Annotated in this window: 10 protein-coding genes; 2 read left to right on the top strand and 8 right to left on the bottom strand. The window is 39.7% G+C overall.

Annotated features, from left to right (window positions below; translation table 11 throughout):
• Positions 1-63: 63 nt before the first annotated feature.
• A complete protein-coding gene (locus tag O0V13_RS20430; protein ID WP_268036878.1) occupies positions 64-1,176 on the bottom strand; it encodes a lipid II:glycine glycyltransferase FemX in 1,113 nt (370 codons plus the stop codon).
• A gap of 418 nt (positions 1,177-1,594) precedes the next feature.
• On the opposite strand from O0V13_RS20430, the gene O0V13_RS20425 reads away from it, so the two are divergent.
• Positions 1,595-1,795: a hypothetical protein gene (locus O0V13_RS20425; RefSeq protein WP_268036877.1), complete on the top strand. Its 201-nt coding sequence runs from the start codon at positions 1,595-1,597 to the stop codon at positions 1,793-1,795.
• A 258-nt stretch (positions 1,796-2,053) separates the two neighbouring features.
• On the opposite strand, the gene O0V13_RS20420 is transcribed toward O0V13_RS20425, so the two are convergent.
• From O0V13_RS20420 to O0V13_RS20395, 6 genes are all read right to left on the bottom strand, one after another.
• Positions 2,054-3,256 (bottom strand): FISUMP domain-containing protein, encoded by a 1,203-nt coding sequence (locus tag O0V13_RS20420; RefSeq protein WP_268036876.1) that lies wholly within the window; start codon positions 3,254-3,256, stop codon positions 2,054-2,056.
• A gap of 141 nt (positions 3,257-3,397) precedes the next feature.
• Complete coding sequence (locus tag O0V13_RS20415; RefSeq protein ID WP_268036875.1) at positions 3,398-4,888, bottom strand: glycoside hydrolase family 3 protein; 1,491 nt, start codon at positions 4,886-4,888, stop codon at positions 3,398-3,400.
• Positions 4,889-4,942: 54 nt separating this feature from the next.
• Complete coding sequence (locus tag O0V13_RS20410) at positions 4,943-6,208, bottom strand: MFS transporter (RefSeq protein WP_268036874.1); 1,266 nt, start codon at positions 6,206-6,208, stop codon at positions 4,943-4,945.
• Positions 6,205-6,684: a GNAT family N-acetyltransferase gene (locus O0V13_RS20405; protein WP_268036873.1), complete on the bottom strand. Its 480-nt coding sequence runs from the start codon at positions 6,682-6,684 to the stop codon at positions 6,205-6,207. The genes O0V13_RS20410 and O0V13_RS20405 overlap by 4 nt, the downstream gene beginning before the upstream one ends.
• Positions 6,681-8,327 (bottom strand): glycoside hydrolase family 10 protein, encoded by a 1,647-nt coding sequence (locus tag O0V13_RS20400; protein WP_268036872.1) that lies wholly within the window; start codon positions 8,325-8,327, stop codon positions 6,681-6,683. The genes O0V13_RS20405 and O0V13_RS20400 overlap by 4 nt, the downstream gene beginning before the upstream one ends.
• Before the next feature lie 3 nt (positions 8,328-8,330).
• On the bottom strand, positions 8,331-9,008 hold the full coding sequence (locus O0V13_RS20395) for an N-acetylmuramoyl-L-alanine amidase (RefSeq protein WP_268036871.1): 678 nt from the start codon (positions 9,006-9,008) through the stop codon (positions 8,331-8,333).
• Between the two features lie 157 nt (positions 9,009-9,165).
• On the opposite strand from O0V13_RS20395, the gene O0V13_RS20390 reads away from it, so the two are divergent.
• Positions 9,166-9,915: a DeoR/GlpR family DNA-binding transcription regulator gene (locus tag O0V13_RS20390; protein ID WP_073573388.1), complete on the top strand. Its 750-nt coding sequence runs from the start codon at positions 9,166-9,168 to the stop codon at positions 9,913-9,915.
• A gap of 7 nt (positions 9,916-9,922) precedes the next feature.
• Here the strand turns inward: O0V13_RS20390 and O0V13_RS20385 are convergent, their stop codons facing one another.
• Positions 9,923-11,593: a bifunctional metallophosphatase/5'-nucleotidase gene (locus tag O0V13_RS20385; protein ID WP_268036870.1), complete on the bottom strand. Its 1,671-nt coding sequence runs from the start codon at positions 11,591-11,593 to the stop codon at positions 9,923-9,925.
• Between the last annotated feature and the right edge of the window lie 17 nt (positions 11,594-11,610).

Genomic DNA, 11,610 nt, shown 5'->3' with positions numbered 1-11,610 from the left:
AATTGGGAGGGGTTTATTGATTGTAGTTTCTATTAATAGTTTGTGGAAATGAACTGATTCCGGCTAATTTTTTAAGTTTTTTAATTCCTGAAACCGATAGGATTCATATAGTTTTTGATTGAAAGGATAGTCCCAGCATCCCATTCTATGATATAAATTTCCTCCAAAGCCCTTCTTATAGATATGGACACCATGTAGGGGGTGACTTTGATTGAGGTTTGGTGCTGAACCGAACATATCGTACTCTGTACACCCTTGACTCTTTGCTATTTTGATTGATTCCCATTGAAGGGCATAGCTTGCCATGAGGTTGTTTGGACTGGAAGTAGATGCACCATATAGATATGTTCCTCGCTTCTTTGATAATACCAAAAACATGGAAGACAGAAACTCACCATCAATGTCTGCCATCAGCATCTTAATTGAGACCCCTTTATTAGAATTGTCCTGATTTTTCAAAATTGTAGAAAAATAATCCTGATTTTGAATAGGCATGTGATGACGGACCGCAGTTTCAAGATATAATTTGTACCAATCCCCAATTTGATCCAATCCATATTCTTTGACTCTGATTCCCTTTTTATTGGATTTTCTAACATTGTAGCGCGTATTATACCTCATGTTGTTGAGCAATTCTTTTTCTTCCAATGATAAATCAAGAAAGAAAGTGTTCTTAGGTAGATTGTCTTCTACGCTTTTATATAGATTCCATCTTGCAGTATTGAAATTGACGCGATATTCTTGTGTTTGATTGGATGGTGGTCCCAGCCAATTACCCCCATCATCAAAATATTCTTCTTCAACTGCCCATTGGTTTTTCCAAGTCAAATCAAAACGGATAAAAATACAGTTTACTGGAAGCTGAGGTTTGATGGTTTCAGATAGCTGCTCTAAAAAAACTCCTTGATTTTCAAAAGCAGGTTCAAGCTTAGGCCCGTAAGGTACATAGGCAAAGCAGGTGTTTTTATCTATGTATTTGATCAAAATGAGAAGATCCTCTCCTTTTTTTTCCAAAGAACTTGAACCACTTATAAGCAGATCTTTGGAAATGGTCAGTTCGAAGCCTTGAGGAACGAACCCTTGATCTTTTTTAACCCGTCCCCAAAATGGGGTTTGGGGTAGAATATTGGTAGTGTTGAATTCTTCTATGTTTTTCTTTTCTACTTCACAAATCATTCTTTATTCGACTTTTTATATCCTGAATAATAGGGTTTTGTGTTAATCTTTTTGGGTTGATTTATAGTGCTTTAGCAAATATTTTGGCAAAGGTAAAAAAAAATTCGTTCAGCTTTTTTGATGATGATGTGCAAAGAATGGAAGTCGTTTTTATTTATCGGTTATGGAAGAGAGCTTCCAGAATAGATGCATAAACTTTTTAAGGATTGACCTTTTTCTTTTTCGATGCTTACTTTTTTCATTTTCTCTGATTTAGAGATATGAAAAGGAGGCTTTTGAAAGATGGCTCAAAAGAAAATTGAAAACCATGAAAAAGCTATTCTTCTTCCCGCTTTTAATAATTGTTTTATTCTCTTTCTGTCATGACTAATTGAAAGCCTTTCCCCCAAAGGACTTCTGGGGAAAAATCCTTTGAGAATTGATCAGGGAAGACTCTACATGTAATACTGCCATTAGGATCAATGCAAATAGCACTTGGTACTTTGATTGGTTAGGAGGATTTGATAATAATTGCGGAATTCTTCCAATTGGAGGTACCTATACCCTAACCTATGTTAGTCTTTTCTTTATGGAGAGACCAGAGGTAGAAGACAAATTGAGAGGAAGAGTTGATTTATAGGATAATGGGCTATTTATCTATGTTGAATCATGTGATTTATTACGTAAGTTTATTCGGTTTGCAGTGTGTAATTATAAAGGTGAGGAATAATTATTTAGTTGAAAAAATGTCAGAGGCAATCACCTCCTGAACCTCACCAATTCCTTGATAGGCACAAATCAACGCCCAAAAACTTTTAGGCCTCCAAGATATTTTAGAACCAAAGGATTTCCGAAAATGCTCGAATCAAATTCTTTCTAACCTTATTTGATAGGACGATTAATCTTTAACCAATCGTACAGAATACCCCACGAAATAAAAACTGGCGTATTTGTCTAATTCACTTCCGCTATAAAACATTTCCCAATATGAATTTCTTTCGGTCTCAATGACTGTGGAACTCCACCAACGTCCATAAATACCCATATCCCTAAAGGAACCATTTGCGACTCTTTCGCCACCTGGGAGTGCTGTAAAACCAGTCTGATTACCTGCACTTGTGTTAGGCCAGTCCCAGTGAGTAGTTCCAATTTCTTTTAATCGACCTCCCGCTTCATCTAAGCCCCATGATTTATTGGCTAATTCTTGCCATTCTTCGTCTGTAGGAATATGCCATCCTTCAGGTGCAAGCTTTCCACTGCTGACAGCATATCCATTGTAGAGCCTGCCATAAGTTGCGACATCTGAAGGTTTATTTGAATGGTTGTAATTGCTATATCCTCCTGATGTAGTACCCTCCCATTCATCATCATTGGTGATGAGTGGGATGGGAGTACCATCATTGTATTTTGAAGTTCTCAGGTTTTCTGCCATCCAGGTTTGAGAACCAATTTTAACGGTTTTGTACACGTTTCCTTCTTGATCCATCATGGTTCCATATTCGATCTCGGAATTGAATTGGGCTGTGGTCAGTCCGTTAAATGTTGGAGTGCTGACCGTTATGGGCTTTGATGTGATGCTTTCTCCACCATCTCCTTTTGCAGTTAATTCAATTTGAAAGGTTCCAGCCTCAGAAAAGGTGTGGTACGGGTGTTTTTCTGTAGACGAGCTCCCATCCCCAAAATCCCAATTATAACTTGTGGCGAATTCTGAAAGGTTTTTAAATAAAATGGATTCCCCTGGTGAGGGACTCGTGTTTAAAATTTCGAAATCAGAAACAGGTGCAGGAAAAGATACCGAAATAACTTTTGAAGCTGAATTGTCACCTCCTGCTCCATTTGCCATAAGTGTTATGGTAAAAGCCCCGGAAGAAGAATAGGTATGTGTTGGGTTTTCACTTGTTGAGGAATTTCCATCTCCAAAATCCCAAATATAACTCGAGGCATTTGTGGACAAGTTTGTAAACATGATTGATTCATTAACATTAGCACTTGTTTTACTAATGGTAAAGTCAACAATCGGGGCAGGTTCATTTTCTTGACAACTACTGAAAATGATTGAAAAAAGAGTAAATGTCCAAACAAGTCGAAATTTTTTTTTCATGAAATTGGCTGAGAAATGATTTAATTACTGAGGTTTTAATAAGTGAATTTCTATTAAAATTTCGGTCCGCCTCTGAAGTTTTATTTAAATGGAGGCCCCAGGAGATTTTATTGGCATTTAGTCAAAAAATATGGATTCGGATTATTCCTCAAGTAATTTGAAGGCAATAACCTCTTGAACCTCCTCAAATCCTTGATAGGCACAAATTACAGTCTCGAAAGCGTTTAGGTCTCCAAGATGTTTTAGAGCCAAAGGATTTCCGAAATGGACCAGAATGCTTGGTTTTGTGCTTGCTAATTCTTTGATTTTGTCAAGCGCTTCAGAATCCATCCCAAATTGATTCAAAGGCTTATGGCTAGGGACAAAAACGGCAATGATTTGCTTTTCGGATGAATCAGATTGAAAGCCTAGTTTTTGGGAGAATAAGCTTGGAGAGGAAGTGAAATATTCAGAATATCCCAGTTTACCTGATTGAATTAATCCTTTTAAGTTTTGAGAATCTATATCGCCCGAAATCACTGAAACGTAATTTTGGGCTAATTCTTTTTGAAGCTTTGAATGTCCCTCCCAATCAAATGAAGGAACTTCCATTGGGTGAAAATCAAAGACTCCCAACTTCTTTTTCAACTCCATGATCTTTTCGAAAACCAAGTCAACTACTTCTTCAGAAGCTTTTTCAGCAATGATTTCAATTCCTTCTTTCACATGATCTGAAAAACACAATATGTCATTTCCAGCTTGAAAAGCCTTCCATTCCAGCATTCCTGGTTCTGGGAAGTGCTTGGCCACTGCCTTCATATTGAGAGCATCAGAAATAACCAGACCTTTGAAGCCCATTTCTTCTTTGAGAAGCACAGTAATTAGTTCTCGGCTGATACTTGCAGGAACTTCCTTACCTCCTGTCAATGCAGGTACAGCCAAGTGTCCCACCATGATCATTTCTACTCCATGATCGATTCCATATTGAAAAGGGACTAATTCCTCAGCTTCTAATTGAGCTTTCGTTTTATTTAAAATCGGTAGACCCAAATGAGAATCAACTGCTGTGTCACCATGACCTGGAAAGTGTTTTAGGCAGGCTCCAATTCCTGCTTTTATCATTCCCTGATATGCAGCCAAGGAAAGCTTAGCGACATTTTCTGCATTATCTCTAAAAGAGCGATAGCCTATCACAGGGTTGTCTGGATTGGTGTTGACATCAGAGCATGGAGCAAGGTTCAAATGAATGCCTGAGTTTTTCATGTCCAAACCCATGCGATGGCCCACTTCTTCGACCCATTTTTCAGCATCTTGTTTCAATGATCCCAAAGAAATCGCAAAAGGGTATTGCGGTGTGTTTTCAATTCTCATGGCAAGCCCATATTCCCCATCAATGCTGATCAACAGTGGGGTTTTGGAAACCTTTTGATAGCGGTTGATCAATGAGATCAGCTTTTCAAATGTCCCTTCTGTATCCAAAGACTCTGCCCTCTTTTCAAAATTGGCCGCAGCAGAATGGCGACTATGAAAAAAGGTTAATCCGCCGATTTCTTCTTCCAAAATCAGTTTTTCGATTTCCTGATAATTTTCCTCTGTATCATGGATAAATGCTGCAGGGGAGAAACATTGGGCGATTTTTTGGGATTTGTTCATTATTAAAATCTGAAATTGAACTATTGGAAAATTAGGATAATGAGATTTCAGGTTTCAGCTTTCTGATTTTTTGCCAAATTCCTTTGGATACTTCGCCAAATAGGCCATCAAGAAACTTGGGATTGTAGCGATCACTACCCAGACGAAAAAACCGGGATACCCCAACCATTCTTGAATATAGCCAGAGACCATCCCAGGAAACATCATTCCCATAGCCATAAATCCAGTGGCCAAGGCATAGTGGGCAGTCTTGAAAAGTCCTTCTGCCAAGTAAATCAAGAATACCATGTAGGCTGCAAAACCAAATCCATAACCTAACTGCTCAATGATTACTACAATTGCTGGATTGATGAAGCTTTCAGGTTGATTCCAGGAAAGAAAAACATACCCTAGATTCGGCGCATTAATAGCAATTGCCATTGGCATCATCCATCTACCCAAACCGTCTCTCGAAATCACAATTCCTCCCAAAATTCCTCCAATCAAAAGGGAAATAACACCTAGAGTTCCGTACAGATAACCAACATCAGTTATGCTCAATCCCAAGCCTCCTTTAGCTCTTTCATCTAAGAAAAATGGGGATGCCATTTTTACCAACTGGGACTCGCCTAAACGGTACAAAAGGACAAATGCGAGTGATAGACCAATATTCTTTTTGGTGAAGAAAGTGGCGAATACTTTGCCGAAACTGGGCTGTTCTTCTTTCGTAATTCTTTCCTCTTTGATGTTTGGAGTTGTTATCCAGTTTATCAATGTTAAAACTAACATCAAGCCCGCAACGATGATCATGGTCCAGGACCAAGCCTTGGTTGGATCGCCCAGACTGGTTTCGAGATTACCGGCAACAATGACTATGAGCCCTTGGCCAGTGATCATTCCTACTCTGTAAAAAGTACTTCTTAAGCCTACAAAGAAACTTTGCTGATCCGGCTTCAATGCCAATAAATACATGCCGTCGGAAGCGATATCATTGGTGGCCGAAGCAAATGCTCCCATCCAAAAGAAGGCTAGAGTAACCGTAAAAAACTGATTCAAACCCGTTGTCAAACCAACTCCCAAGAAAACAGCAGCAAGGATCAATTGCATACTGAGATACCATTGTTTTTTATTTCCAAAAAGCTCTAAGATCGGACTCCAGATAGGCTTGATTACCCAAGGGAGATACAAGAAAGAGGTGTATAGACCTATTTCAGAATTTGAAATCCCAAGGCTTTTGTACATGATCACCGAAACAGTGATGATAATGACGTATGGGATTGATTCTGTCAGATATAATGGAGGGACCCAAAGCCATGGGTTTTTGGATGTGTTTTGACTCATGGTTTTCTCAATAAATTCTGATAAATGCTTGTTTCAGATCCTTCGATTTCTTTTGCTCCTACCGCTTTTTCATAAAATTCTGCGGGGCCGACACCACCGATGATTGCATATGCATAGCCTAATTCTCTCAAGGATTCCAGAGATTTGATCAATAGTACTTTGCCGATTCCTTTTCCTCTTTCACCTTCTAAGGTGCCTGTTGGACCAAAAAAGTTTCTGGCAGTGGATTCGTAGCAAGCAAAGCCCAATAATTCATTGCTTCGCTGAGCAATCCAGCATGAGACAGGTAGTCTGGAAAAAGAGATTTCCACTTCTGATTGCCAATAATCTCCAAATTCCTTTTTTACCCATTCACTGACCAGATGTTTCTCAGGAGCTATGGCTCGCCGAAAGGTGATTTTTTCTTTGACCCCTAGTTTTTTCTCTAAATCCCGGATGTCAGGAAGACCGATCAAGCGAACCAACATGTCTTTCATGGCTTTGATTTTTTTGGTGTTTGAAATACTTGAGTTTGAACAATTCTACCGAAATGATCTATCCATCTTATCGCCAAATAATTGGTATTGAGACTGCTAACCTCAAGTCCTCTAGCTCTTGTCCCACCTACCCATACGGTATGGATTTCAGCTGTTGAAAGATTATTTAATTGATCAGCTCCTTGAACCATGGCATATCTGATAGCTGGATCCAAAGGATTTTCCATTTGAATTTTGGTCCACTTGGAATTGGTTTCTACAGATAGAACCACAGGATTTTCTATGATGGAAGTGCTTTTGGGCTGGAAAAATGGCGGAAGAGTTGGCGTGTCATAAACTTGATCATTCACAATTTTTGCCACATCCTGATTTTTCAGAAATAGCGATTTCGCAGAGAAAAATGCATTACCCTCAATATTGGGAAGAGTTCGGGTATAGTTGATTTGCTGGGTGATTTCATTTGGATTCTCCCATGCTTTGTCGGAATCCGCCCGGACCTTATAAGGGCCATTCCCGATATAGACATTCGTGTTGTAGCTATTGTTTGACCACCAATCGGCGAGCTTTATATAAGAAGCCAAAGGGTGGTCCATGCTCCAATAAAGCTGCGGAAGCATATAATCCACCCAGCCATTTTTCATCCAAAGTAGGACATCAGCATAGAGGTCATCATAATTGGTTTGCCCTGCCTGGGTAGGAGAACCTTTAGGGTCTTTGTCTTGATTTCTCCAGACACCGAATGGGGAAATTCCAAACTGAACCCAAGGTTTGGTAGCTTTGATTGTATTGTTCAGGGCAAAGATCAAATCATTGACATTCTGTCTTCTCCAATCGTCAATTGATTGCCCTGATTTCTTGTATTTGTTGTAAGAAGCTTTGTCAGGGAAATCTAGCCTAGGCTCTTTATAAGGGTAGAAATAATCATCAAAATGAATAGCGTCAATGTCGTAGTTGGCTACCACTTCTTTGATGATAGCCAAAAGATGGTTCTTCACTTCCGGCAATCCCGGATCGTAATACCATTTGCTACCATACTTTAGCATCCAATCTCGATGTTGGTTGAAGTCATGATTTGGGCTTAATTCCTCGGTTTTGAGATCCATCGTAGCTCGGTAAGGATTGAGCCAGGCGTGAAACTCCAAGCCACGGTCATGTGCTTCTTTGATCATCCAAGTCAGAGGATTTTCAGGTGATTGAGGGGCTTGTCCCTGTTTGCCTGTCAAATATTTAGACCAAGGAGAATAATTGCTTGGGTAAAAAGCATCTCCAGCAGCCCGAACTTGCACGATAACTGCATTGAAATTGAGCCCTTTGTAATAGTCTAGAAGCTTAATAAAATCAGCTTTTTTCTTTTCCCAGGAATCAGCTCCAGAGATCGGCCAATCAATATTGGCTACCGTAGCAATCCAAACTCCTCGAAATTCTCTGGGCATTTCAGGCATAGAGTAAGAAAGAGGCGGTAAAGTCACCGGAGTAGAAGGTAAACCCTTGGAAGGAAAATTAGTGCTAGGGGTTTCTCCATTTGGTAACTCAATGTTTTTTGAATTGTTGGAGCCCTGGCTTACTTTTTCTGAAGATTTACACGCGTAAAAAATACTGCTGAAGAGCAGTATGTAAGTTAGAAATCGAAAATTCCGATTCATAGATTAATTGTTGGGTACTGGTTTTAAGTTTAGGTCCTTAAGTTTGGATCGAAGCTTATTCATGAATTCGTCTCCTGGATCTGATTTGACGGTTCTGTAATCAGGATCGGCTTCTTTCCAAAGATCGGTTTCTTGAAACTTTTGATATTCATGATGACCTATGACATAGTCTATGGCATATTTTCTTTTCAAATATCGGATCAATTCCTCATTTGCCTTCAATTGTTCTTTTGTCAGTGGCGAATCATCACTTCCAACGTTTTCGATTCCAATTGCACAATAATTTAAGCCAATTGTATGTCTGGCAAAGGTGGTGTCAGGAAGTAATCTGAAAATGGTGCCATCACGATCAATCAAAAATTGGCTGCTGACATTTAGGTTGCTAGCTCCGGTCAAATCTGCTCGTCCTCCCAATGTTGGGGAATCAAAAACGTCAAAAGTCACTTCGATATTGTCGATAGCTGTCCAGTGAACTACTACGATTTTGGGATCTATGGTTGCAGTTTCTTTTTCAAGCCCATGTCTTTCCTTGAGATATTTCAGGGAAAGCTCCTCTCTTTCATTATTCCAAGTGATCGGTTTTTCAAGAATTCGGAATGTAGCCTTTTGACTACAAGCTTGAAAAGCAATCATTAAGGTGAGAGAAAATAAGAGATAGGTAGCTCTAAAAGTGTATTTCATTGTCATCAAGGCTTTCAGCTTTAGTCAGCTAAACTACCCAGAAAATCTCTGGAAAGTGAAGGTTTTTAAGCAATATTTTGCAAGAATTATTTTAAGGGTCTTGAGAATTGCATGGTTTTGCTGTTTTTGTTAGTTTCCCAAACCCAAACAATTCACCATGCTTAAGGAAGAAAGACAGAAATACATTTTAGACCAAGTTCATTTACATCATCGGGTTCTTTTGACTGACTTATCTGAATCTCTAAATGTTTCCATAGACACTGTTCGGAGAGATGTAAAAGAGCTGGCCAAGGAGAAGAAGTTGAAGAAAGTACATGGAGGAGCCACTTCCTTTGGTTTTATGAATTTCAGTAAGGATGATGGCAATGTCTATCTTCTTTCCAAAAAAATCCGAATTGCAGAAAAGACGGTGTCCTTGCTTTCGGAGGGGCAGGTGATATTGATGAGTGGAGGGACGACAAATATGGAAGTGGCCAAGATGATTCCAAGGAGACTTCCTTTGACTGTTTTTACGCCGAGCCTTCATGTGGCTATGCAGCTTTTGGAGTTGCCAGAAGTGGAGGTGATTTTTTTGGGAGGAAAATTATTGCATGAGGCGAAATTTGCTATAGGAGGCACGGTAGTAAATGCCTTAAATCAATTGCGAGTGGATTTGTGCATTTTAGGGACTGGCTATTTGGATGCTGATCACGGCTTGACGGAGTTTGATTGGGAAGTGATCCAAGTAAAGCAAGCCATGATGCGAGCTGCAAAAAAAACGATCATTCTTTCAGTTTCTGATAAACTCCATACGGTTCAAAAGTATAAAACCTGCGATTTGACGGAGGTTCATACTTTGGTCACCGAGCTTCATCCTACAGATCCTGTTTTAGATCGTTTTAGAGAATTTGATTTGAGATTAGTTTAAGATCTGATCAAGTAAATTGATAATCAACACCACTTACTTGAGTTAGCAAGGTAGCCGGAGCATCCAGTGCAACTGCTGATTTTGGTGGAATCGGATGGACTGGAGAATTTGCCGCCAAATAGTTGATCATGGATTGATGCATTGTAAAAGGCGTATTTTGGGTGTTTTTCACACCTTTTATCCTGCATAGAATATCATCTGCATCACCTTCTCTTTCACAGGCACTGATGGTATAGGTCCTCTCAAAATCAAGAGGCAGACCTTTTACCATGACTTTTTGAACGCGATCACCTTCCTCACCGAAGGCCAAGAATTCAACTTCCATACCTCTGAATTTGATAACCCATCCCCCAAAACGCTTACTGGCATCTTCTGCAAAGACATTGTTTAGCTCCTTCTCAAGCCAAGTTTTTATCTGAGCCCCTGTGACTTGACCTGTTCTGATATAGGCATCAAATGGAAGCATGTCATAGATGTATCCATGAGTGATTGGGATGTTTCCTGTATGATCTGGGCTTGTGTTGGGCGGGCAAAATCTAAAACCATTGGAAAGTACTATATCAATCTCAGGTACCTGCCAAGAAATAGCATCCAGCACCATGGTGTCGATCGGGTTTTCGATTACAAAATACCTGTAAAGAGGTAATGCACTGTAGCCAACCACATCAAAGATTTCCTTTTGGAAGGGTTTTTCATTCTTCTTAATCAGCTTGGCAACGTCTTTATCGGCAGGGAATTTTTCTGCAGAGACTTCGAGCAAAGAATAATTGTCCTCAACTACTTTTCCATTTTCGATTTTCAATTGAAGCTTTCCTACAAATGAACCAAAGGCGCCTGGTTCAACAATCTTGGCGTATTTACCTTGAATTGGCTTTCTAACCCGCTCATGTGTATCACCTCCCAAAATGTAATCTACTCCTTCACATTCAGGGATATTTCCTAGGTGGATTTGCTGAGAAAGTCCCAAATGGGCAATGATGGCAACAAAGGCGCATTTTTCTTGATTTCTAAGTACATCTACATAATGAGCTAGATTTTCCTCAGGCTTAGTATAAAGGATTCCTTTACTCAGCAGAGGTGGTTGTCTCTTTGGGACGAGATGGTCAGTATATCCAAGGAATCCGAATTTGACACCATTGACAGTCCAGATATAATAAGGAGGAAAAATCAATTCCCCTTTTTCACCATTCCCTTTGTCATGGTACATATTGGCGCAGATTTTTGGAGCATGAAGAGAGCCCAACAAATGCTGCATTGCCTGTTTATAATAAATCACTTCCCAATTGCCGGGAAGGTATAAGTCGTATCCAATTTCATTGAGGATAGGAACCATGGCCTCTCCGGTGGTTTTTACAGAGAGTTCAGATCCCTGAAACATGTCCCCCGTATCAATCAAAAAGCTATTTTCTTCTTTTTCACGTTCACTTTCCATCAATGATTTAAGGTGAGCATAGCCTCCGGTTTTTCTAAATACTGATTGACCATTTTCCCAAAAAAGTTCATCATGAGGATGGATCTGGCAATGCACATCCGTAGTTTGATAGATGCTGATTGTGAATGATTCTTTTTTCTTTTTCCGGGTTTTTGCTTCCGAACTGAATGGGTTCAATGTCATCAACCCTGTCCCGGTGCCAATCGCTCCTAATTGAGATAGAAATTTCCTTCTGTTTGATTTCATGGGTGATTTTGGGTTAT

The organism is Algoriphagus sp. PAP.12 (assembly GCF_026652115.1).
Classification (GTDB): domain Bacteria; phylum Bacteroidota; class Bacteroidia; order Cytophagales; family Cyclobacteriaceae; genus Algoriphagus.
The sequence above is the reverse complement of the archived record's forward strand: the minus strand, read 5'-3'. Positions and strand labels throughout refer to the sequence as shown.